This is a genomic window from Flagellimonas nanhaiensis (genome assembly GCF_003382275.1).
In the GTDB taxonomy this organism is placed as follows: Bacteria; Bacteroidota; Bacteroidia; order Flavobacteriales; family Flavobacteriaceae; genus Flagellimonas; species Flagellimonas nanhaiensis.
In genome coordinates, this window is the sequence record NZ_QTJX01000001.1 from 810,144 (window position 1) to 834,092 (window position 23,949).

Annotated in this window: 24 protein-coding genes; 6 read left to right on the forward strand and 18 right to left on the reverse strand. The window is 40.2% G+C overall.

The genetic code is table 11. The features are described from left to right. The first annotated feature begins 4 nt into the window (after positions 1–4). Positions 5–1,327 (forward strand): GntP family permease, encoded by a 1,323-nt coding sequence (locus tag DX873_RS03740; RefSeq protein ID WP_232520846.1) that lies wholly within the window; start codon positions 5–7, stop codon positions 1,325–1,327. Between the two features lie 9 nt (positions 1,328–1,336). Here DX873_RS03740 and DX873_RS03745 read toward each other — a convergent pair whose 3' ends face one another. From DX873_RS03745 to DX873_RS03795, 11 genes are all read right to left on the reverse strand, one after another. Further along, positions 1,337–2,266 carry a DUF4249 family protein gene (locus tag DX873_RS03745; RefSeq protein WP_116183172.1) on the reverse strand — a complete coding sequence of 310 codons (930 nt, stop codon included), beginning with the start codon at positions 2,264–2,266 and terminating at the stop codon, positions 1,337–1,339. Positions 2,267–2,270: 4 nt separating this feature from the next. Further along, positions 2,271–3,173 carry a DUF4249 family protein gene (locus DX873_RS03750; protein ID WP_116183173.1) on the reverse strand — a complete coding sequence of 301 codons (903 nt, stop codon included), beginning with the start codon at positions 3,171–3,173 and terminating at the stop codon, positions 2,271–2,273. Positions 3,174–3,177: 4 nt separating this feature from the next. Next, complete coding sequence (locus tag DX873_RS03755) at positions 3,178–5,577, reverse strand: TonB-dependent receptor (protein WP_116183174.1); 2,400 nt, start codon at positions 5,575–5,577, stop codon at positions 3,178–3,180. A 154-nt stretch (positions 5,578–5,731) separates the two neighbouring features. Next, positions 5,732–7,954 (reverse strand): NADP-dependent isocitrate dehydrogenase, encoded by a 2,223-nt coding sequence (locus tag DX873_RS03760; RefSeq protein WP_116183175.1) that lies wholly within the window; start codon positions 7,952–7,954, stop codon positions 5,732–5,734. A gap of 629 nt (positions 7,955–8,583) precedes the next feature. After that, on the reverse strand, positions 8,584–8,934 hold the full coding sequence (rplS, locus tag DX873_RS03765) for a 50S ribosomal protein L19 (RefSeq protein WP_116183176.1): 351 nt from the start codon (positions 8,932–8,934) through the stop codon (positions 8,584–8,586). 122 nt (positions 8,935–9,056) lie between these two features. Further along, positions 9,057–9,383, reverse strand: a complete 327-nt coding sequence (locus DX873_RS03770; RefSeq protein ID WP_116183177.1) for a hypothetical protein — start codon at positions 9,381–9,383, stop codon at positions 9,057–9,059. A 5-nt stretch (positions 9,384–9,388) separates the two neighbouring features. Then, positions 9,389–10,060, reverse strand: coding sequence for a tRNA (guanosine(37)-N1)-methyltransferase TrmD (trmD, locus tag DX873_RS03775; protein WP_116183178.1), 672 nt, complete (start codon positions 10,058–10,060; stop codon positions 9,389–9,391). Between the two features lie 17 nt (positions 10,061–10,077). Further along, positions 10,078–10,536: a GNAT family N-acetyltransferase gene (locus DX873_RS03780; RefSeq protein ID WP_116183179.1), complete on the reverse strand. Its 459-nt coding sequence runs from the start codon at positions 10,534–10,536 to the stop codon at positions 10,078–10,080. Positions 10,537–10,610: 74 nt separating this feature from the next. Further along, the gene (locus tag DX873_RS03785) at positions 10,611–11,216 is read right to left on the reverse strand and encodes a tRNA (guanine-N1)-methyltransferase (RefSeq protein WP_116183180.1); all 606 of its coding nucleotides are present in this window, start codon (positions 11,214–11,216) and stop codon (positions 10,611–10,613) included. Positions 11,217–11,314: 98 nt separating this feature from the next. Then, positions 11,315–12,763, reverse strand: coding sequence for a glyceraldehyde-3-phosphate dehydrogenase (locus DX873_RS03790; protein ID WP_116183181.1), 1,449 nt, complete (start codon positions 12,761–12,763; stop codon positions 11,315–11,317). A 129-nt stretch (positions 12,764–12,892) separates the two neighbouring features. Continuing rightward, positions 12,893–14,284: a trypsin-like peptidase domain-containing protein gene (locus DX873_RS03795; RefSeq protein ID WP_116183182.1), complete on the reverse strand. Its 1,392-nt coding sequence runs from the start codon at positions 14,282–14,284 to the stop codon at positions 12,893–12,895. Positions 14,285–14,417: 133 nt separating this feature from the next. On the opposite strand from DX873_RS03795, the gene dapF reads away from it, so the two are divergent. From dapF to DX873_RS03815, 4 genes are all read left to right on the forward strand, one after another. Continuing rightward, positions 14,418–15,191, forward strand: a complete 774-nt coding sequence (dapF, locus tag DX873_RS03800) for a diaminopimelate epimerase (RefSeq protein WP_116183183.1) — start codon at positions 14,418–14,420, stop codon at positions 15,189–15,191. After that, positions 15,185–15,721, forward strand: coding sequence for a GNAT family N-acetyltransferase (locus tag DX873_RS03805; protein WP_116183184.1), 537 nt, complete (start codon positions 15,185–15,187; stop codon positions 15,719–15,721). Before dapF ends, DX873_RS03805 begins: the two co-directional genes overlap by 7 nt. Beyond that, entirely contained in the window at positions 15,711–16,754 is a 1,044-nt protein-coding gene (gene mltG, locus DX873_RS03810) for an endolytic transglycosylase MltG (protein WP_116183185.1), read from the forward strand. Before DX873_RS03805 ends, mltG begins: the two co-directional genes overlap by 11 nt. A 159-nt stretch (positions 16,755–16,913) precedes the next feature. Beyond that, the gene (locus tag DX873_RS03815; RefSeq protein ID WP_116183802.1) at positions 16,914–17,558 is read left to right on the forward strand and encodes a hypothetical protein; all 645 of its coding nucleotides are present in this window, start codon (positions 16,914–16,916) and stop codon (positions 17,556–17,558) included. Positions 17,559–17,610: 52 nt separating this feature from the next. Here DX873_RS03815 and DX873_RS03820 read toward each other — a convergent pair whose 3' ends face one another. From DX873_RS03820 to dnaA, 3 genes are read right to left on the reverse strand one after another with little or no spacing between them, the layout of a single operon-like run. After that, the gene (locus DX873_RS03820; protein WP_116183186.1) at positions 17,611–18,339 is read right to left on the reverse strand and encodes an SAM-dependent methyltransferase; all 729 of its coding nucleotides are present in this window, start codon (positions 18,337–18,339) and stop codon (positions 17,611–17,613) included. After that, positions 18,340–18,792 (reverse strand): low molecular weight protein-tyrosine-phosphatase, encoded by a 453-nt coding sequence (locus DX873_RS03825; protein ID WP_116183187.1) that lies wholly within the window; start codon positions 18,790–18,792, stop codon positions 18,340–18,342. A gap of 12 nt (positions 18,793–18,804) precedes the next feature. Further along, complete coding sequence (gene dnaA, locus DX873_RS03830; protein ID WP_116183188.1) at positions 18,805–20,229, reverse strand: chromosomal replication initiator protein DnaA; 1,425 nt, start codon at positions 20,227–20,229, stop codon at positions 18,805–18,807. Between the two features lie 201 nt (positions 20,230–20,430). Here dnaA and DX873_RS03835 point away from each other — a divergent pair, with 201 nt between their 5' ends. After that, the gene (locus tag DX873_RS03835) at positions 20,431–20,829 is read left to right on the forward strand and encodes an acyl-CoA thioesterase (protein WP_116183189.1); all 399 of its coding nucleotides are present in this window, start codon (positions 20,431–20,433) and stop codon (positions 20,827–20,829) included. Here the strand turns inward: DX873_RS03835 and DX873_RS03840 are convergent. Genes DX873_RS03840 through ribD form a run of 4 tightly spaced genes read right to left on the reverse strand, consistent with a single transcriptional unit; the run spans position 20,826 to position 23,948 of the window. Further along, complete coding sequence (locus tag DX873_RS03840) at positions 20,826–21,437, reverse strand: IMPACT family protein (protein WP_116183190.1); 612 nt, start codon at positions 21,435–21,437, stop codon at positions 20,826–20,828. The two genes, DX873_RS03835 and DX873_RS03840, sit on opposite strands and share 4 nt — an antisense overlap. Next, the gene (locus DX873_RS03845) at positions 21,437–22,300 is read right to left on the reverse strand and encodes an EamA family transporter (protein WP_116183191.1); all 864 of its coding nucleotides are present in this window, start codon (positions 22,298–22,300) and stop codon (positions 21,437–21,439) included. Before DX873_RS03845 ends, DX873_RS03840 begins: the two co-directional genes overlap by 1 nt. Next, entirely contained in the window at positions 22,301–22,903 is a 603-nt protein-coding gene (locus DX873_RS03850) for an HAD family hydrolase (RefSeq protein ID WP_116183192.1), read from the reverse strand. Then, positions 22,896–23,948, reverse strand: a complete 1,053-nt coding sequence (gene ribD / locus DX873_RS03855; RefSeq protein WP_116183193.1) for a bifunctional diaminohydroxyphosphoribosylaminopyrimidine deaminase/5-amino-6-(5-phosphoribosylamino)uracil reductase RibD — start codon at positions 23,946–23,948, stop codon at positions 22,896–22,898. Before ribD ends, DX873_RS03850 begins: the two co-directional genes overlap by 8 nt. Position 23,949: the final 1 nt, after the last annotated feature.

Here is a 23,949-nt window from a genome sequence, read left to right on the forward strand (position 1 = left end):
AAGCATGGAAATACTTGTTTTGGCCGTAGTTGTCCTTTTTATCATTATAGCCACGGTTAAATTCAAGATGCACCCAATTTTTTCCCTGACCTTGGCTGCTGTTGCCTCTGGATTTATGTTGGGGCTCTCTCCAAAGGAAATTATGTCGACTATTGGCGAGGGCTTTGGAAAAACACTATCTGGAATAGGTTTGGTAATTGCTTTTGGGACAGTAATCGGCATTTATTTGGAAAAGACTGGGAGTACACAGGTTTTAGCCAATAGCATTTTAAAGCTCATTGGATTGAAACGATCTCCCTTGGCGATTAATTTGGCCGGATACGTCATCTCAATCCCGGTGTTTTGCGATTCAGGGTTTATTATACTTTCGTCATTGAACAAAGCCATAAGTAAAAGGACAGGGATTCCGTTGTTGGTCTTTGCCATTTCATTGGCAACGGGATTGTATGCGGCCCATGTATTTGTACCTCCAACTCCGGGACCATTGGCAGCTGCAGCAATTCTGGAAGCTGACTTGGGTTTAGTACTATTGTTGGGTTTGGCGGTATCGATTCCGGTATCTTTAACGGGTTACTTTTGGGCCAGGGTCATTGGCAAATCCCTAGTGGAGGAAAAGGCGTCAACAGAAGAGACTTTGGAAAGGGAGGAAGTGGGAACTTCAATAACACCAGTTCAAGCTTTTTTACCGCTCTTGGTTCCTATAGTGCTTATTGCCATGAAATCTGTAGTGAATTACCCGACCTTTCCTTTAGGAAAAACGTGGGCTTTTCATTTTTTTGATTTTCTAGGAAACCCAATCATTGCGTTACTGATCGGAGTGTTTTTTGCATTTATGCTCGGCAGGAAAACCCCAAGCAAAGAAAAAGAAGGCTGGGTGGCAGAAGCATTTAAACAAGCTGGTTCCATTGTGTTGATTACAGGGGCGGGCGGAGCTTTTGGCGCCATTTTAAGAACCATTGATATTGCCTCATTGATCAACTTGGAATCAAGTTCTGGAATAGGAGGGCTTTTGATTGCTTTTGTAATCGCGTCGGTCCTAAAAACAGCTCAAGGCTCGTCTACTGTTGCCATTATTACTACCTCAGCAATTATTGCCCCATTGTTGGAAACCTTTGGATTATTATCGATTACTGATAAGGCATTGGCGGTCCTTTCGGTTGGTGCAGGAGCCATGACCGTGTCCCACATTAATGACAGTTATTTCTGGGTGGTTTCCCAATTTTCAAATATGAACGTGAAAACTTCTCTACGAGGGCATACTCTGGGCACCTTACTTCAGGGTGTTGTAGGAATTTCTATAATTCTATTGCTGTACTTAATATTATAGAGAATCAAGTCATTCAATAACCACTGTACTGGTGAATTCTTGTACCACGGCAAAATAGCCTAGCGCAAAGCTATTGGGCCTTTCCACATTATCAAAAATATTGATGTTGTCCAGCCCAGTAACATCAAAAACGTTACCCCGAACAGTAGCTGAAGGTGTTTCAAAGACACCGCCAGTGTTTTCAGTTTGTTCAACAAGTAAATCTATATAATTAAAAAATTGCTGGTCAGCACCAAGAATACTGACTTCCAATTCTTCACCGACCATTAAATCACGTTCCAAAAAGTAAGAGAATCCAAATTCTTGACCATCTATAAACTCATCATCCAATGCGAGAAATTCACCACCACCAAAGTCAAACACATAATGGTTTTTCTCCTCGGGAATATCGGTAATGGTTATTTGCAATTCGGTATCATTATCATCGAATAAAGTTTCATCTCCCTGTTGTAGGTCATCAATGGGCACAGCAGGGGAGTAATTGGTTTCCGCTGCATACCTTTTCCCTTTGTGCTCAATAACGAGAAAAAAGACCGTATTTGGATTCAAAAATTCTGTTCTGATCCTTTCATCTACCAAGCCCACAGTATCTGGTTCATATATTCCAGTACCTGGCTCAAATTCTTTAAGAATTGAAGTGCCAAAACTCATGCTGAAAGGATCATCGGGGTCCCGCTCTCCAACAAGGATTACTGCACTTTCTAACTGTGCAATGGTTGGTTCGCTAAAAAAGTCAGTGGTTTCAGTAACTTTTATCTTTATCGGAAGGAATTCCTGTGTGGTATCAACACGAACAATACCATTAATGATAAGTTTTGTATCTGTTGGGGGTAAGTCTACATCTACTACGTCTTCGCAGGACAGACAGCAAAAGAAAAGACCTAGTATTGTTGTTATTTTGAATCCAATACTTGGGTTTAGCTGTCTAAAAGCGTCCATTGTGCTATTCTATAACTATGGTTTGCTTAAATTCTTGAATAACCGCAAAATACCCTAATGCAAACTCATCAGGTCTATTGGCATTGTCAAAAATATTGGTGTTGTCCAACCCGGTCACGTCGAAGATATTTCCTCTAACCGTGGTTACTGGAGTGTCAAATACACCACCATCATCTTCAGTCTGTTCAATTAGTAGGCTCATATAGTTGAAAAACTCTTGATCTGCACCCAAAATGCTAACTTCAGCTTCATCTCTGGTTTTCATATTGGCATCGTAGAAGTAGGAGAATTCAAATTGTTGGCCATCAAAGAATTGATCATCCAATGTGAGAAAGTTTCCAAAATCAAAATCGAAAACATAATAATCGGTTTGGTCGGGCGTATCGGTAAACGTTACGATGATTTCGGTATCATCATCACTAAACAAAGTGTTTGTACCCTGTTCAAGACTTTCAATGGGCACAGTGAACTGGAATGATGTGCTTGCGAAATACCTTCTATTTTTATGGGTAAGGAATAACTGGAAGATCATTCCTGGTCGTAAAGAGCTCGTCCGTATTCTTTGGTCAGCATCAAAAGTTGGATCAGGAATGTATATACCGCTTCCAGGCTCTGATTCTGCTAATGAAGAGAAGCCAGGTGGGTCCTGAATTATGTCCGGGGAACCTTCAAGTGGCATACCGTATCTGATTAAGGCACTTTCAAGACTTGTTACTGTATTTTCTTCAAAAAAATTGCTTGCTTCAGTAACCTTGACTTCAACAGGAACGAATTCCTCATTCAGGTCAACCCTAAAAATAGCATTAACAATGAGCCTTGGTTCAACTTCTGGTAAATCAACCTCAATAACATCCTCGCAAGACAATACCAAAAACCCCAAAACCGAAACCAAAATTGCCTTTTTCATAGCTTTAGAATTTAAAATTATAGGTTATGGCCGGAATAATCCCAAAAATAGCAGTTCTGATAGCTTCATTTCTACCTGTATCATCGTTCTCTCTAAAATTGATTGAGGCTGCATTCTTCCTGCTATAGACGTTGTAAACGCTAAATACCCACTCCGACTGCCAATTCCTTCCTTTGTTTTTACGGGGTGTCAACGTTGCCGAAAAATCTAAACGATGATAATCAGGTAGTCGTTCTTTATTCCTCAAACCAAAAAATGGAACCACCAAACCCTGAAATTCAAATTGTCCAACGGGGTAGTTAGTGGGTTGACCGGTCTGGTAAACGAAATTGGCATTAATGTTCCATCGGTCATTTACTTTATAACTTCCATAAAGGGAAAGATCATGGGTTTTGTCATATGGAGTGCTATACCATTGCCCTTGGTTGATTCCTGTTTCTATATCTGACCTTCCTGTATCAATTCCGAGATCTCTACCAGGAGTGCGTTGCTCTGATCTGGAGAGGGTATAGGCCAGCCATCCTGTGAAGGGACCTTCGTTTTTTCTGATTAAAAATTCAATCCCATAAGCTCTTGCTTCGCCGTTAAGAATTACCTGTTCAATGGCATTGTTCGCTATGAGGTCGGCCCCATCTATGTAATCAATTCTATTTTCTATATCCTTGAAAAACACTTCTGTCTCAAAAGTATAGGCGCCTTCATCAATGTTCCTAAAATAGCCCATTGCATATTGGTTGAGCAATTGTGGTTCCACAAAAGGGCCACTTGGGGTCCAAACATCCAATGGAGTGGGGGAGCTTGTATTTGATAATAAATGTAGGTATTGAGCCAAACGGGTGTAACTGGCTTTTATCGAGCTTTTTCCATTAAAGTTATAGGATAGGGAAACCCTGGGCTCCAAATTGAAGAACTTTTTCAATGTTCCACCTCTTCCCGGGCTTATGGTATCTATAGGTTCTGCTTCCCTGTACAATAAAGTGAACGGGTCAAAAATCACCGGATTGTCGTTTTCATAAACAAAGAATTCGTCTTGCCCAAAACGATTAAATTGACTCGCGCGGAGGCCGTATTCCACACTCAGGCTTTCAGAAATCTTATGCTCAACATCTATATAAACTGCATTTTCATTTGCATATTTTTTGGTCAATTGCTCCTCCACAATACCAGAGTCGGGACTGTTGGGACGTATTTTTCCGGGATTGAACACATAGTAGATATTGTGTAACCCGTAGTTCAACTGCAATTTGTCATTGATATAATGTTTAAGGTCATACTTCAGATTGAAATTTTGGATTCCCGAATCCCAATCAAAGCCCACAAAATCCAACTCTAGCCCATAAAAATAATCTGAATAGATGAGGGAAAGATTGGAGAACAGCTTATCCGAAAACAAATGATTCCATCTAAAATTTCCGACTGCGTTTCCATAAGTATTTATGAAACTATCGGAAATACTAAAGAGGTCACGCCCAAAGTATCCAGAGAGAAAAATGCTGTTACGATCGTTTATTTTGTGGTTGATCTTGGTATTAAGGTCATAGAAGTATGCCTTGTTGTCCACATCAAAAAGTGGAAGGAACAAATGTGCGTACGAGGCCCTTCCACCTATAAGAAAGGCAGTCCTATCCTTAATTACGGGGCCTTCTAACAGCAACCTGCTGGCAACAGCCCCTATTCCGCCATTTACCTTAAATTCTTTACTGTTTCCCTCTTTCTGAAATATTTCCAGAACCGAGGAAACCCTTCCGCCATATCTTGCAGGAATTCCGCCTTTGAAGAGTTTTACATCCTTGATGGCATCTGGATTGAAAACCGAGAAAAAACCGAACAAGTGCGAAGAGTTGAAAACTGTGGCCTCATCCAATAGGATGAGATTTTGGTCCACGGCACCTCCCCGGACATTAAAACCGGAGGAAGCTTCACCTGCATTGGTAACACCGGGAAGCAACAGCAGAGACTTTATAACGTCCGCTTCGCCCAGGACAACAGGAATCTGTTTTATGGTCTGGGCAGCTAGAGTATTCACACTCATCTGTGGCTTTCTGATATCCAATCGTTCGGCATCATCGGTAACAACTACTTCTTCTAGTTGTTCTACAGCTTCCGAAAGACTGAAATCTTTCTTGATGTCCCTTCTCAGGTTTATGGTTTCCCTGATATCCTGGAACCCTAAATAACTGACAACAACATTGTATTCCCCTTCTGGAAGTGTTATGGAGTAAAACCCATATTCGTTTGTGGTGACCCCAGTCTTTAAACTTGGAAATGCAATGGTAACCCCGATAAGGGTCTCATTGCTATTTGCTTCTGAAACAGTACCACTTAAGGTATATTTTTTCTGGGCCTGAAGGGAAATGCCAAGTATTGTCAAGACAAACAAAAGGAGAATGTGTCTTTTTGGCATTTGAAGATTTTTCCTAAAAATACATATTATCCCTGACCCAAAAAAGAGATACAACCCATATAGTGGAAAAATACCACAATAGTTGTTGGTTTAGATATATATAACAACTTTGGATATATATCCCTTGAAATCTACTACCGAAAACTATGCAGTGTTAGCCAATAGCGCTCAAAATCTTGTTCAGCGTGTCGCTGGGGCGCATAGCTTTGGAAGCCAACTCCGCATCTGGAAGATAATATCCTCCAATGTCAGTGGCCGACCCCTGGGCATCAATCAATTCCTGGGCTATTTGTTTTTCGTTTGAGGACAACTCTTCTGAAACCTTTTCAAAAATGGATTTTAGCTCTTGGTCTTCATCTTGCTGGGCCAAGTGCTCCGCCCAGTAAAGTGCCAAATAAAAATGACTACCTCGAGTATCCAATTCATTTACTTTTCGGGAAGGAGACTTGTCGTTGTCCAAAAACTTCTCGGTGGCCGCATCCAAAGCATCGGCAAGGACCATTGCTTTTTTGTTGTTGCTTTTTTCACCAAAGAACTCCAAAGAGACACCCAATGCCAAGAATTCACCTAATGAATCCCACCGAAGGTGGCCTTCTTCCAAAAATTGCTCAACATGTTTTGGCGCGGAACCTCCTGCTCCAGTTTCAAATAGCCCTCCGCCATTCATTAATGGCACTATGGAAAGCATTTTGGCACTGGTACCTACCTCTAAAATTGGGAACAGATCAGTGAGGTAATCCCTTAACACGTTTCCAGAAACGGAAATGGTATCTTTTCCATCTTTTATCCGTTCCAGGGTGAATTTGGTAGCCTCAATAGGGGAGAGGATTCTAAGGTCTAACCCTGCTGTGTCATGGTGTCCCAAATACTCGTTTACTTTTTTGATGAGTTCCGAATCGTGTGCCCTGTTTTCATCCAACCAAAATACGGCCGGAGTATTAGTGGCACGTGCTCGGGAAACTGCTAATTTTACCCAATCCTGTACCGGGGCATCTTTCACCTGGCACATTCTCCAGATATCACCTTCTTCAACTGTATGTTCCAATAGGGTGTTTCCTGTTGAATTGTCGACCACTTTTACGGTACCTGCTTTAGGAATTTCAAAAGTCTTGTCGTGCGAGCCATATTCCTCCGCTTTTTGGGCCATAAGTCCAACATTTGGTACTGTACCCATGGTAGTTGGATCAAAAGCGCCATGTTCTTTGCAAAAATCTATGGTTGCCTGGTAAATACCTGAGTAGCTGCTATCAGGAATAATGGCCTTGGTATCTTGAAGCTCTCCATTCTTATCCCACATTTTACCTGAATTCCTGATCATGGCAGGCATGGAGGCATCAATGATGACATCACTGGGAACATGAAGATTGGTAATTCCTTTATCCGAGTTTACCATGGCCAAATCTGGACCATTTTCTATGGTTTGGTTTATGGCATGAACAATTTCTTCACATTGCTCCTTTGGAAGTTGCTCTAATTTATCCAGAAGAGTTTCTAAACCATTGTTCGGGTTAATTCCCAACTGGTCGAAGGTACCATTGTATTTTTCAAAAAGCTCGGAAAAATAAGCTTTTAGGGCATGCCCAAAGATTATGGGGTCCGAAACCTTCATCATGGTTGCCTTAAAATGAAGGGAAAGCAACAAGTTGCTGGATTTTGCATCGGCAATTTCTTTGGAAAGAAAGTCTACCAGTGCGTTTTTGCTCATCACTGTTGCATCGATGATTTCTCCCTTTAGAAGGGCAACTTTATCTTTTAGAACGGTGGTTCCTCCATTGGAATCGGTCAATTCAATTCGTACATCCCCCGCACTTTTCATGGTAAGGGATTTCTCGTTGCTTCTAAAATCACCTTCTGACATGGTTGCAACATGGGTCTTGGAATTTGAAGACCATGCTCCCATGGTGTGCGGGTTCTTCTTGGCGTAGTTTTTTACGGCTTTTGGGGCTCTTCTGTCGGAGTTTCCTTCACGAAGAACCGGATTTACTGCACTACCTTTAATTTTATCGTATCTGGCCTTTATTGATTTTTCCTCTTCGGATTTTGGCTCATCAGGATAGTTGGGAAGGTTATATCCTTTTCCCTGCAGCTCTTCAATAGCTTCTTTTAATTGGGGAATGGAAGCACTAATGTTGGGTAGTTTAATGATATTGGCTTCTGGGGTTTTGGCCAAATCCCCAAGAAGTGCAAGATCATCGGAAATTTTTTGATCTTCGGTTAGGTATTCTGGAAATACAGCAGCAATTCTACCGGCAAGGGATATGTCTTTTGTTTCAATGGAAATGTCGGCAGTTTTGGTAAATGCTTTGACAATTGGTAGAAAGGATTGTGTAGCTAAGGCAGGGGCCTCATCAGTCTTGGTGTAAAAAATCTTAGCCATTAAGTTATTTTTGTTTGAGCGGTGCAAATATACAACTTATGGACGGTGCTGTGCGAAGGAATCAACTAAAAGTGGAGGGTAGGTAAAAAAGAAGAATAAAAACAAAAGCCATATCTATGTGCGAACATTGATATGGCTTTCTGAAAAGGGCTAAAGGACTTCGCTTCATGTTGCCACGAAACTGCAACTCGAGGTTGCATCCGTTGCCCCTTTGACGTTTACTCCACACGTTGCCTTTAATTATTCAACTAAACTGCATCTTGTAAAGTGTTTCAAACATTTCCTAAATTTTATCAAAATGGAAAATTGCTTCTCCATCCGCACATAAAATTTATTATTTCTCATCCAAGTTTGCCGAAACTCCCTCTTCTTCGAAATTCCTTTTGTGATTAGTAGTGTTACCAATTAAAAAGGGAAACATCAGTTTTAAAGAACGTCAACTTTAAAAGAAACAAGAATCTGATAAATCATCTTCATTATTTCTACGACTAAATTAGAATAATCCCTTAGATATCCAAATTTTATAACCGATTTAAAATCAACAAAATATGAACTATGGTTATTAACAATTGTTCATAAAAAAAGCACCTAATAAGGTGCTTAATTTAATGCTATCTAGGTAATGAAGCTTACTTCCTAACTTCCTTGATACGGGCTTTCTTACCTGTAAGACCCCTGAAATAAAAGATTCTGGATCTACGTACCTTACCTTTTTTGTTTATTTCAATCTTTTGAAGGGCAGGCATATTGACTGGAAAAATTCTTTCCACACCAACGGTACCTGACATTTTTCTGATAGTGAATGTTTCTGTAGCACCACTGCCTCTTCGTTGGATCACAACTCCTTTAAAGAACTGTGTACGGGTTTTTTCACCTTCCTTAATTTCATAGTATACCGTAATGGTATCACCTGAAGAAAAGTTTGGAAAATCTTTTTTTGGAACAAATTCGTCTTCAACAAATTTTACTAAGGATTCCATTGTATATTTTTTTAGCGTTTATCAAGACCAACTTTCACGGATTTCGTCAGAGGTTGATTTTGCGATTGCAAAAGTAATGCAATATTTAGAAATGGCAAGACCTTTTGTGCTTTTTGAGAAACTTATTCGATGCTTTCTCTTTTTTTTACGTTGCTGTATACGAACCATATTAGTCCGATAGCAAAGAGAATATGGGGAAGTGGACCCAATAAAGCCATTGTTTTACTTGCTGTTAAAACCGATTCAGGGTCAACCTGAGCTGAAAGTGCAGTCCAAGTAAAACCACCAACGGATACAAATATTCCCAGTATTTGTGCCACCAACATCATAATAGTGGAACCACTTTTCTGCTTAATGACCAGAATAATGCAAGCTATAAGTACTACAAGTTGGGCGATACCATTAAGGACGCCTCCTGCTGCAAAAAAAAATGTGTGATTGGTTTCCATAGTTGTTATAATAAATCAGGTCTTCGTTTTTTAGTTCTTTCCAGGGCTTGCTCTTCCCGCCACTTTTCAATTTTTGGAAAATCCCCGCTCAATAGAATCTCGGGAACTTTTATTCCTTTGTATTCTGATGGTCTGGTATATACCGGAGGGGCCAATAGGTTATCCTGAAAAGTATCGGTCAGCGCCGATGTTTCATCATTTAGAACACCTGGTAACAATCTGATGATGGCATCACAGAAAACTGCGGCTGCCAGTTCTCCTCCAGATAAAACATAGTCTCCAATGGAAATTTCCCGGGTCACGAACATATCTCTTACCCTTTGATCCACTCCTTTGTAGTGACCACATAGAATGATCAGGTTTTTTTTGAGCGACATTTCGTTGGCGGTACCTTGACTCAAGGTCGCTCCATCTGGGGTCATATAGATGATTTCATCATACTCCCGTTCTTGTTGAAGTTGGGATATACACTTGTCTATGGGCTCAACCATCAACACCATGCCTGCACCTCCACCAAATTGATAATCGTCCACTTGTTTATAATTGCCCGTGGAATAATCCCTAAGATTATGAAAATGGACCTCCACCAATTTTTTTTCTATGGCCCTTTTTAATATGGAAGCTTCAAAAGGGCTTTTAAGAAGTTCAGGAAGTACGGTAATAATATCAATCCGCATAAGCTGGAAAATTGGAACTAAACAGGTTCTTTGAATTTGGAATTCTCCCAAAAGTAATGAAAATAGGCCTCGTCCTTTTTCCAACCTAACCTTTCATAAAGTTTTTGCGCAGGATTATCGGTTGCCGTCTCCAAGGCCAGACCTTTAAAATTCTTTGATTCGCAATATTTCTTAGCTTCATTGAGCAATGCCTCTCCAACTCCTTTTTTTCGATGGTCCGAAGAAACATAAAGATCATTTAAGATATAAAATGGTTTTAGGGAGACAGACGAAAAGGTCTTGTACAATTGCGTAAACCCTACGGGTTTATCTTTTTCCAATGCCAGAAGGATGACGGTTTCATTTTGCTCATAGCGTTCTTTTATGAACGCTCGGGCGGCTTCAATATCTGAAACTTGCGAGTAAAAAACCCGATAGGCATCAAAAAGAGGAACTATAAGTTCAAGGTCTGAAAGACTGGCTTTTCTAATGGTCATCTTCTGTTTGGTTTTGGTTTAACCTATCCCAAGGGTTTATTCATTAAAAAGGCTTCCTGATGGAAGCCTCTTTGTTATTTTTTTTGCTTGTTGAGCTCATCCTGGAGTTGGCGACTGATTTTTTGTTCACGTTCCAGCGCTCGTCTTCTATGGTCTTCATATTCCTTTTCTAAATCCGTTAAGGCCGTTTTGGCCTGCTGGGTCAAGAAATTACTATTTCTAAACTTATATATGAAGAAAAGTAAGAACAACAGCAGCGTAAAGATGATTCCCCAGAGAATCAGCTTATAGGTGCCTTTGCCCACAGAGGCCCCAAAAAAGGAAATACTGTCTTTTTCGGAGGTTACCGTATTGAGTTTATTGGTAGTACCCTGTAGTTTGGTATTGAGGTCCTCTATTTCTGCTCTATTGGCTGTGATGGTCGCTGATAGGTCCTTAATGGATTTGTTGGCCGTATTGACAGAATCAAATATGTTGCTTTTGATTCTATTAAGATCGACCAAGCGTATTACCTCATATCGGATGCCATTGGCCCTATAGTTTCCCGATTTTCTTTCCAATTCCTGAAATTGCCCAACCAGAGTTTGGTCATTCTCACTTGGAGCTTCCTGTTGTTGAGCTGATATTGATAATACTGGGGCCAGTACGGCCAGGGCAAATAAAATTTGTAATCGCTTCATGGTCAATGTTCTTGTTTAATATAGATTAAGGGTAAAGCGAAATTACACCAATAAACCAAAAATCAAAAGAAAATCACAATTGCTTGTTCAAGCACTTATTAATAATAGGTATAGCGCCTTACTTTGGCAATGTATTTGGCCAGACGTATAACTTGATGGGAATACCCGTATTCGTTGTCGTACCAAATATAGAGCACGATGCTTTTTCCGTCTGCGGAGACCAATGTGGCTTTGCTATCATATATTGAAGGAGCGGAGGTCCCTACTATATCGGAAGAAACCAGCTCGTTACTGAGTGAATATTTAATTTGCTCTACTAGATCACCTTCCAAAGCATACTTTTTAAGAATCGTGTTAAGGCTTTCCTTGGTGGTCTTGTTTTTCACTTCAAGATGAAGAATGGCCAGCGAACCATTGGGAACAGGGACACGAATGGCATTAGAGGTCAATTTGCCCTTTAGGGCAGGCAGGGCTTTAGATACAGCAGCTCCAGCTCCTGTTTCCGTAATTACCATATTCAAAGCGGCAGCTCTACCTCTACGGTACTTGCTGTGCATGTTATCTACTAAATTTTGATCATTGGTATAGGCATGGATGGTCTCCAAATGTCCTTTTTTAATACCCAGGGAGTCTTCAATAACTTTCAATACTGGGGTAATGGCATTTGTAGTACACGATGCCGCTGAATAGATTTTGGTCTTGTCCGGACTAAACTCTTTGTGGTTAACTCCGTGTACAATGTTCGGAACTTCCTTTCCTGGAGCAGTAAGCAATACCCTGCTGGCCCCTTTGGCCTCCAAATGTCTGGACAGTGCTTCTTTATCTCTAAACGCTCCCGTATTATCTATAATAAGGGCGTTGTAGATTCCGTGCTTGGTATAGTCAATATCTTCCGGTTTGTTGGCACTAATGAATTTTACCGTGGTCCCGTTAATGATAAGCGCATGGTTTTTTACATCCACATCTACGGTTCCCATAAACTGACCATGAACAGAATCGGTCTTGAGCAAAGCGGCTCTTTTTTCCAGAATCTCTTCAGTAAGTTCACCCCTCACCACAATGGCCTTTAGCCTTAATTGGTTTCCGCGTCCAGTTTTGGCCATTAGCTCACGGGCAACGAGCCTACCTATTCTTCCAAAACCATAGAGCACCACATCTTTTGGCTTGATTTCCTTGGAGGCCTGGGCGTCCTTTAATTTTTCTATTACAAAAGCCTTTACATTGAGATGGTTGTTGTCCTCAAAATGATATTCATAAGTGAGCTTTCCGATATCAAGTTTGGCAGGAGGAAGGTTAATATCGTTTATAGCACGAAGTATTTCCACTGAATCGAAGATGGAAATAGGTTTTTGAACAAACTCTCCAGCATACTCATGAAGATTGATGATGTCACTGACATTTTTATCAATGATTTGGTTCTTGAACAGAACCACCTCTATGGCCTTATCGTACCATAGGTCACTGATGATCTTAATAAATTCGGTAGTAGCTTTTCTTCTATCTGCCTGAAATGCAAGTTCCTTTTCGTAAGACTTTATGTCGCTCATGGATAACGGTTACGGTTATTTTCAAAATTTTGGGCAAAAATAGATATTTCAAACGTTTTCGTACAAGTATTGGCAATAAAAAAAGCGCTCACATCGGAGCGCCTTTTTTAAAATGCTTTGCACTATATATTATTGAAGAATAAGTCGTTCTTTTTCGCCATTTTCATTGATCATGGTAAAGCTGGTTCTTCCATATCTGGAAATAGATCCAAAATGCTCTTTGGCATCGTCAATGTTATTGACCTCATTGCCATCAACCTCTGTGATTATCTTATTCTCAAGATTGTATCTAGAATAGCCTTCCGGCACATCAATTATCTTTACTCCTTTAGAGACTCCAAAGGTTTTTTTGTCTTCTTCTGATAGATTTTTCACCGTAAAACCGGTATAAGGAAGACTAACCGTCTGTTGTTTTTTGAGGGTTACCTTTTTGGTTATGCTTTTTCCGTCCCTGTCCAATAAAACATCGATAACGTCACCTGGTCTTTTGGAAGACAGATAACCGGATAGCTCTGAAAATTTATGCACTTCAATATTGTCCACTCGTTTGATGATATCACCTCTTTGAAGTCCTGCATCTGCAGCACCTGAGTCTTCGGTAATTTCTGAAATATAGACTCCTTCCGTTTCATCCAAGCCCATTTCCGTAGCAACCCTAGGGTTAATATCGCCTCCTCTGATGCCCAAAAGTCCTTTTTGTACATTTCCATACTCCATAATATCCTCCACTACTTTTCTCGCAATATTGCTTGGTACGGCAAAGGCATATCCAACATAAGAACCTGTTTGAGAGGTAATGGCCGTGTTTATTCCTATGAGATCTCCGTTAGTGTTCACCAAGGCGCCACCACTGTTTCCTGGATTCACAGCCGCATCTGTCTGAATAAAGGATTGGTTTCTTCCTAAAGACCTTGCTTTGGCACTTACGATCCCTGCGGTTACTGTAGAAGTAAGGTTGAAAGGGTTCCCAACAGCCAAGACCCATTCCCCGATCTGTGCATTATCAGAATCACCAAATGCTAAATAGGGCAATGACTCTTCAGTTTCTATTTTGATAAGGGCAATATCAGAGTCGCGGTCAGCACCTATAACCTCTGCTTCATAAGTTTTGTTGTTGTTTAGGGTGACTTCTAACTGACTTGATTGTGCAATCACGTGATTGTTTGTTACGATATAGCCATCAGGAGAAATAATAACTCCCGAACCAGTTCCTATTTGAGGAGTTTGTTGACGTTCAAATCCGTAGAAAAAATCAGAAAGACTTCTCTGGCCCTTATTGGTGGTCAAATTTTTAACGTGAACAACTGCGTTTACTGTTTTTTCTGCAGCCAGGGTAAAATCAACTTCATTGATTCCTGCGCCTTTTGCGGATACTGGTAAGTTACTGGTGCTCAAAACAGGCATTGGTTGTTCCGAGGTTACCACGGTATAATTATCTTTTTCAAAAAATAGTTTGTAGGCTCCCAAGGTTATTGCTCCGGCAAATACAGAAACCAAAAACAAATTGGCTATTCTCTTCATAATTCAATAATTTTTTAACATTCAGCACTAACAAAAGTAAATGAATTCAACTCTGGCTTTGTTTGTTTAACTCGTTTTTAACTCCAAAAAAATCCTTAAAGAATACGCTATCTTTGTTCCTTTGCAAAGGAATATGCAGATACCGTTTTACAAATATCAAGGAACTGGAAACGATTTTGTGGTTATTGATAACCGACAAAATATTTTCCCCAAAAACAATACCAAATTAATCGGTCAGATCTGCGACCGTAGATTTGGAATTGGAGCAGATGGACTGATCCTTCTTGAAAAAGATAGTGAATCTGATTTTAATATGGATTACTATAATTCCGATGCTAGCCAAAGTATGTGTGGAAATGGGGGTAGGTGTGCGGTTGCTTTTGCCAAGTTTTTAGGGATGATAGGCAACAAGACTACATTTAGGGCTATAGATGGTTTGCATGAAGCCACCATAGATGGTGAGGTTGTTACACTCAAAATGTCCAACGTGTCCGAAGTCCACCAAAGAACACGGCATCTTTTTTTGGACACTGGCTCTCCCCATCATGTTCAGTTGGTGGAAAATCTGGACAAATTTTCGGTAAAACATGAAGGTTCCCGATTACGATATGGTCTTTATGGCGAATCTGGGAGCAATATTAATTTTGTGGAGCAACAGGCACCTGATTCTTTCAAGGTAAGAACCTATGAAAGGGGAGTGGAGGATGAGACCTTGTCCTGTGGCACTGGTGTTACCGCTGTGGCTCTGGCAATGCACAATTCTGGAAAGACTTCATCGAAAAAAGTAAACATAAGTACACCCGGAGGGGATTTAAATGTCAGTTTTGACCAAGAAAATGGTACTTATAGCAATATCCATTTACAAGGTCCAGCCATTCAAGTTTTTAAAGGAGAAATAACATGTTGAGCTTAAAAGGGGAGCAGATTTATTTACGGGCCCTGGAACCTAAAGATCTAGATTTTCTGTACCAATTGGAAAACGATACGGCCATATGGGAAATCAGTGGAACCGTGAAGCCTTATTCCAAGAAAGTACTTCAGCTTTATTTGGAAAATGCCCATAGAGATATTTATGATGTAAAGCAATTGCGTTTGTGCATCTGCAATAAGGAGGACAGTTGTGTTGGTTTGATCGATGTATTCGATTTTGATCCTAAAAATAGCAGAGCGGGAATGGGAATTGTAATAGCAGACCCTGATCAAAGAAACAAGGGAATTGGGGCAGAGGCCATTTCTCTATTGTGCGATTACGTATTTTCCGTATTGGACCTGCATCAGTTGTATGCCAATATTTTGGAAGACAACAAAGCTAGCATCAACCTGTTTCAAAAAATGGGTTTTGAAAAAATTGGGGTAAAGAAAGAATGGATAAGAACCAGCGAAGGGTTCAAGAATGAAATAATGTTTCAAAAGATAAAAAATACCAATGTATCTTAAAAAAGTACTTTGGGCGGCAGCCCTCTTAGGACTTTTGGTTTGCGGATTTATTGCCTATCAAATCTACACAGCCATTTTTAGTCCCAATACGCAGTTCAATAACGAAAAGGCATATGTTTACATTCCTTCCAATGCTGAATTTTCAGATGTGGAGGAAGTGTTGGAACCTTTGCTCAAAGACTTATATACTTTTGAAGCTGTCGCCAAGCGAAAAGGGTACACCACCAACATTAAAGGTGGAAAGTATGCCCTATCAAAAGACATGAACAATAATGACATCATCAATACGCTACGAAGTAAAAACCTGCCCGTAAAAGTTTCTTTCAACAATCAGGAATCTTTGCAGGCTTTGGCAGGAAGAATAGCAGAGCAAATTGAGGCTGATAGCATTTCACTTTTGGAATCTTTCAATGATTCTGAGTTTTTGAATGAAGCAGATTTTGATGAGGACAGTAAATTGGGAATGTATCTACCCAACACCTATGAATTCTTCTGGAATACGGATGCACAGGGTTTTCGTGATCGTATGCTAAAAGAATACAAGAGATTTTGGAATGAAGACAGATTGAACAAGGCACAAGCACTAAAACTCAATCCTACTGAAGTTATTGCTCTTGCTGCCATAGTGCAAAAAGAGACAGTGAAGGTTGAGGAGCGCCCCAGGGTGGCCGGAGTTTATTTAAACCGGATTAAAAGGGGAATTCTATTGCAGGCAGACCCTACCGTCATTTATGCAATAAAAAAAGAAACAGGTAATTACGATACCATTATTAAAAGAGTACTCTTTCGTGACCTAGAAATGGATTCCCCCTACAATACATATAAATATGCCGGAGTTCCACCTGGACCAATAGCAATGCCTGACATCTCTTCCATAGATGCGGTCCTGAATCCAGAAAAGCATGATTATTTGTATTTCGTCGCTGATGTTTCCAATTTTGGCTACCACAAGTTTGCCAAAACTCTTGCGCAACATAACCGAAATAAGGTACAGTACGTCAGATGGCTCAATTCTCAAAATGTGCTACGATAATACTCTTTGCCGTTAATTTTCAGCACTTTAACGTAATTTAAGCCTCATTTAAGAAAAACTTAAGAGCTTTATACTTGTTAAAAAAAAGTCTCCCCCTATATTTGCCGCCCAAATTTGACTTCACTTTTTTTAAAGCTGTGGAGTTTAAAAATGAACATTATGAGAAGATGGATAGGTTTTATTCTGCATCTTGCCATGATTGTGATCTTAACCAGTTTTGGTTCGTATACTTTGGTAAAAGAAACGAGTCAAAATGTACCTGAATCACTAAGTGTAGTCAACGGGACGGAACATTCAGTTGCCCTTGAGTTCGCTAGTGAACCCAGTACCCCAATAATTTCCCCACCCTTTTTAGGAAACTCCTATATTGGATTTAAAGAGGTTTTGGCCTTCAAGGAATCCCAAGGAAGGTACGATGTGGTAAACACATTGGGTTATATGGGTAAATATCAATTTGGATTGGGAACATTGAACTTGATGGGTGTGTACAGTGCCCAGGCTTTCTTGAATAGCCCCATACTTCAAGAAAAGACTTTTGATACCAATATTGCCCGGAACAAATGGATACTCCGAAGGGATATCAAAAGATTTGTAGGGAAAAGAATCCGAGGTGTAGAGATTACTGAATCGGGTATTTTGGCTGCAGCGCATTTAGCGGGAGCAGGAAATGTGAAGAAGTACCTACGTTCCTACGGAAAAAATGATGTGTCTGACGCCTACGGAAGTAGTATTTCGCACTACATCAAGAAATTTGCAGGATTTGATACTTCGACTATCAAACAAAAAAGAAATGCCAAAGTTTAACCTTTGTAATTAATAAAGTATTGTAAAAGACCTGGAGTTATTCCAGGTTTTTTTATGCTTGAATTATAAATATAGCGGGTCTTTTGTCCAAATCCGTGCCGGGTTCTTTCCATTCCCGTACACTTTTGGTTCTTATGAATTCCGTAGAAAGGGTAATGTCGGCAGCTATACACAAACGAGTGGTCTTTTGAAGCGTTTTGATCAACTCCTGAAAAAGCTTATTGTTCCTATAGGGGGTTTCCATGAAAATTTGTGATTGACCTTTTTCCCTTGAAAGCCGCTCCAACTGTTTTATCATGGATTTACGTTCTGTATTGTCAATGGGCAGGTAGCCATTAAAGGCAAAATTCTGACCGTTCATGCCGCTGGCCATCATGGCCATTAAAATAGAGGATGGGCCAACCAAGGGTACAACCTGAATTCGTCTTTCGTGGGCAACCCGAACCACGTCAGCACCTGGGTCTGCAATTCCTGGACAGCCTGCTTCCGACAAGACCCCAATATTCTTTCCTTGAATGCATGGATCTAAATAGGATGGAATAACCGCTGGATCTGTGTATTTGTTCAAAGTTTCAATTTGAAGGCTTGGCTGGGGCTTGCTAGGGGACACCTTTTTGATGAAACGTCTGGCCGTTTTTTCGTTCTCTACAATATAATGATCAATGTTTTCAATGGTTCGCTTAATGGAAATAGGAAGAACCTCCAAGGGAGCATTGTCTCCAAGAGTGGTTGGGATCAAATAAACTTTTCCTAGGACCAGGCCCGGTTTTGTATCTTCCATTTAGTTTAATTTTTCGGCAATGGACAGGCAGGCTTTTTCTATGAGTTGATATACCTTTTCAAACCCATCATCACCTCCGTAGTAGGGATCAGGGACTTCTTTGAGGCCCAAGTCCACTTCATCCAAAAGCAAACGAACCTTTTCCGCCTCCTTTTCTGTTTGGGCCAATTTCATAATATTGGACAAATTGCTTCTATCCATTGCGTAGATATGATCAAATTCCAAAAAATCAATTTCGGAGAATTTTCTACACTGCTGGGCACTGATATCTATACCATATTTTCGGGCAACGATTATAGATCTGTTGTCAGGAGGGTTCCCTACATGATATCCTGCTGTACCCGCAGAATCCACCAAAACTTTGTTGGGGTCCACCATGGATTTCAGAATACCTTCGGCCAAAGGAGATCTGCAAATGTTGCCTAGGCAGACCATCAAAACTTTGGTTTTCATCAAATGAATGGATTAAGAGAACTTCTTATTAAGGTCCTCTATGTATTTTCTGAATTGTTTGTCCGTCTCCGCAAGGTTGTCAACGGTCTTACATGCGTGTAGTACAGTGGCATGGTCTCTTTTTCCTATTTGTGAACCTATGCTTGCCAGCGAAGCTTTGGTAAATTTCTTGGCAAAGAACATAGCCAATTGCCTTGCCTGAACAATATGCCTTTTCCTGGTCTTGGATTGTAAGGTTGCTACATCCATTTCAAAATAGTCCGAAACCACTTTTTGGATATAGTCGATAGAAACCTCACGTTTGGTGTTCTTCACAAATTTCTCGACCACCTGTTGTGCCAATTCCAAAGTAACCTCTCTCTTATTAAAAGATGACTGGGCTATCAGGGAGATAATGGCACCTTCCAACTCTCTTATATTGGTCTTGATGTTTTTGGCAACATGATCGATGATGTCTTCAGGCATTTCTACACCATCCCTATAGAGTTTGTTCTTTAAAATGGAAACCCTTGTTTCATAGTCCGGACTTTGCAATTCTGCAGAAAGACCCCATTTGAAACGGGAGAGCAAACGTTGCTCAATATCCTGCATATCTACAGGTGCCTTGTCCGATGTTAGGATGACCTGTTTGCCATTTTGGTGCAAATGGTTGAATATGTGGAAAAACACATCCTGTGTTCCAGATTTACCAGATAAGAACTGTACATCATCAATAATGAGTACATCGATAAGTTGGTAAAAATGGATAAAATCGTTTCGGGTGTTCTTCTTTACCGACTCTATGTATTGTTGGGTAAACTTTTCAGCGGATATATAAAGAACTGTCTTTTCTGGATATTTGTCCTTGATCTCAACTCCAATGGCGTGGGCCAAATGTGTTTTTCCCAAACCTACTCCTCCAAATATCAATAGAGGATTGAAGGATGTGCCTCCAGGCTTGTTGGCCACGGCCATACCCGCAGACCTTGCCAATCGGTTGGAGTCTCCTTCCAGGAAATTCTCAAAATTGTAGTTGGGGTTTAACTGGGACTCTATCTTAATGTTTCTAATTCCCGGAATAACGAAGGGATTCTTCAGTTCCGGACTTTTAGATGTTATTGGTACGTCCAGTTCCTGTGGCGCCATGGCCGTTCTATTGGAACTTGGAATCTGTTCAGTAAAGGGTTCTTTATTCCCGTACTTATTTTCCATTTTAATAATGTAGATAAGCTTGGCATTGTTTCCAAGCTCTCTGGTAAGAGCAACTTTTAAAAGCTTCACATAATGTTCCTCAAGCCATTCGTAAAAGAATTTACTGGGAACCTGAATGCTCAAAGCTTTGTCCGTTAACTTGATGGGCTTAATAGGTTCAAACCATGTTTTGAATGCCTGCGGTTGGATATTATCCTTGATAAAAGCCAAACAATTTTTCCATACGGAACTTGCAGTAACACTCATAAAAGTTTTCCTTGTTTAGTTGGTTAGCTATAATGCTTTAGATCAAACACCCGGGGGTTAATAGATGCTTATTGGATGCGACAAATATGTGAACAAATCTTTGAAAAAAAAAATGATTTTGCCGTTGAATTTTCTATTTTTTTTTCGCATGTTGCCCTAATGTTAACCAAGCCTCTAAATATATAATTTTTCATTTAAAATATGTGGTTAAATTCACATTCTTTTCGGGTTCGTTACGGAGAAACTGACCAAATGGGGGTAGTATACCATGGCAACTATGCACAATACTTGGAAATGGGCAGAGTGGAATGGTTGAGGGCTCTTGGGGTCACCTACAGAAGTATGGAGGAAAATGGAATTATGCTACCCGTAATATCCTTACATATAAACTATAAAAAATCTGCACTTTACGATGATTTGATCACCGTAGAGACCAGTTTAAAAAAAATCCCTCAGGTCAAAATTGAGTTTGATTATGAAATCTATAATGAAAACCGAGAGCTTTTGGCGACGGCCAATACGGTTTTGGCATTTATGGATAAAAACAACAACAAACCAATAAAATGTCCGGATTACATTCTTGCGAAGCTTGAGATTTAATCCAAGCGGCTTATTTTGATGTTTGGGAGGTCATCAAAAATTTTGAAAACAGTATCTGCTTCGCTCTTTCTTATTGAAATGGTCATAGCGCAATCCATTTCCATCTTTTGAGCAACCACCGAAATTCCTTTTTGCTTGATCGTTCGCATAACCTTGTCCATTTCGGGATAACCAAAACGAAGATCAAAAATGGTCTCAATGGTTTTCTCTACAATATCCGAACTGTCCAGAGCTATTTGTGCTGCTGTTCTGTAGGCGCTTATCAACCCTCCAACACCAAGTTTGGTTCCTCCAAATATCCTGGTTACGGTTACCAGAATATTGGTGAGGCCAAAGGATTGTATTTGCCCATAAATGGGCATGCCGGCCGAATTATTGGGTTCGCCATCATCATTTGCTCGGTATGAATGGGTATGTTCTCCTAATTGCCATGCATAGCATACATGGTTGGCAGTGTGGTGTTTTTTTCGCAATTGTTCAATTAAGGGTTTTACCTCCTCTTCGGACCGTATGGGAAATGCCTGCCCATAGAATTTGCTTTTCCGGTCCTTGAACAGAATTTCAGGAGAGACCTTTTCTATGGTATGGTAAACATCTTCTTCTTTCATTAAAATAGGGCCACCAAGATTATACTCAATATAGCTAGTCCAACCCCGCTCCAATTTTTGGTGGTCAGTTTTTCTTTGAAAAGCAATATTCCTATCAAAGTAGAGAACAATACAATGGCCACGTTGTTCAAAGTGAAAACGGCCGCACTACCAAGAATATCAGATTGCAGTGCTTTAATTAGAAAAAAGATGGAAAAGTAGTTGGGAACTCCCAACACAATTCCACCTGCTACATTCTTAAGATTCAACTTGAGTGGTTTTTTTCTAATCTGTAAAAGAATGAAAAGTAGACCGGTGAAAGCGGCAAATCCAAAAATCATGGATGAGAAAATAGCGACCTCCTGAGGTGCTAGATGTTTTTCTTCAAAGTATTTCATGCTGGTGTCTATTATCCCAGAGCCTATAAATACTAATAAAGGTAAAAGCAAATCCTTCTTGTTGATGCTTACACTTTTCCCTTTTATAGAGGCCAGATAGACGGCGACAAGTGCCAGTAGAATACCAAAAATCTGGTAGAGTGATAATTTCTCCTGATACAAGACAACCCCGACCACCACCGGAATGGCCAATGACATTTTTGTGGCCACCGAAGCTACAGAAACTCCCGCAACCTGGGCCGTACGGGCCATCAAATTAAAGATTACAATAAACAAAACCCCCAAAGCAACAGGGCCCCAAAACCAGGAGGATTCAACAATCTGGGTGGGCTGGATTGGATTTTCATAAAGCAACAGTCCCACTATACAGGCCACAACATAATTTACAATGATGGCATACAACGTTTGGATTTTGTACACATCGTACAACTTAAACACTACAAAAATGAAAGTGGAACTAAGAACGCTTAATGCTAAATAAATCATTTATAAATATTGTTTTAAACGTGTAATGTCTTCCTTGCCAACTTGAAGGTTCCATACATTGATTCCGATTCCGGCGGCAGTATCGGTATTCTCCTTGGTATCATCAACGAATAGTGTTTCAGAAGGAGCCAGATTGTTTTTGCTCAGCACAAACTCATAAATTTCAGCATCCGGTTTTCGCATACCCATTTCATAGGACAGGTAAAACACTTCAAAGAGGTTTTTAAAACGATGGTATTGTTCCATCCCCATTTGCTGTTTTACAAAATCTATATGAAGTTCATTAGTGTTGCTCAAAAGAAAGAGCCGATACTTGTTTTCTGAGACTATATTTTCAATGTACTGAATCCGTTCCTCCGGAAAGTCCAACAAAATAGCATTCCACGCATGTACCAAATCTGTCTCCGAAGCCGTTGGAAAAAGTTCGGACGTTTTCTCAATGAAATATGAGGTAGAAATGAGTCCCTTTTCATAATTCTTAAGTAAAAAATCCATCTCAGGGGTCACCTGATTAAAACCGTACCTTTCCATTATCCGAGCAGTTGCCGGTTTATCAAGGTTGATAAGCACATCCCCAAAATCCAGGATAATATTTTTAATCATTGGTCATTATTGTTAACTGATCGGATAAAATTTGTTGGATGCTCCATACACTTCCAGAAACTTTTGGGGCCGTAACACCATTACCAAACTGGGAGCTACCTTTAAAAATACGTGCTTCATCCCATAAATTCTCATGAATGAATGCTTGAAGCGTCATACGGCCTCCCTCAATCAAAACACTGGTAATGGAGTGCCAATAAAGTACTTCGCAAACCTGCTTTGCAATTGATTCTGAAAAATCAATCACTTCATAATCAACTCCTTCTATATACTTCCTACTTTCCTTGACTTCCGTAATTACTATGGTTTTCACAGTTTTGTCAAATACATGATGGTCAATATCAAGTCTAAGTGCTCGGTCCAGAACAACCCTTATGGGATTTTTTCCGTTCCAGTTCCTGGATGTCAGTTTCGGATTGTCTTCCAAAACAGTGTTTGTGCCCACCAAGATAGCCTGTTCCTCACTTCGCCATTTATGTACTAGTTGCCGAGAGTAGGTATTGGTAATCCAAAAAGGTTCAGGTTCAGAATTACGTTTATTGCTTTCGGGAGCGATGAAACCATCTTCGGTTTCTGCCCATTTCAAGATAACAAAAGGTCTATTTTTCTCATGAAAGCTCAAGAATCTTTTATGGTGCCACCTACAATCTTTTTCCAGTACTCCGACGGTTACTTCACAACCCGATTGCTTCAGTTTTTCTATTCCTTTTCCAGCTACTTTACTATGGGGGTCTTTAAGGCCAATGACCACATGAGGTATTTTATGTGCTGCGATCAAATCGGCACATGGGGGTGTTTTTCCATGATGGGAACAAGGCTCTAGAGTTACATACAATGTGGAACTGGAAAGCAATTTTTTGTTTTTCACGGAATTAATGGCGTTGACTTCGGCATGGGATCCGCCATAAGGACTTGTATAGCCTTCACCAATGATTTCTCCATCATGCACAACAACACAGCCCACCATGGGATTTGGGGCGGTGGTCCCCAATCCTTTTTCACCTAATTGAATGCACCTGAGGATGTATTTTTGGTGTATCTTCACA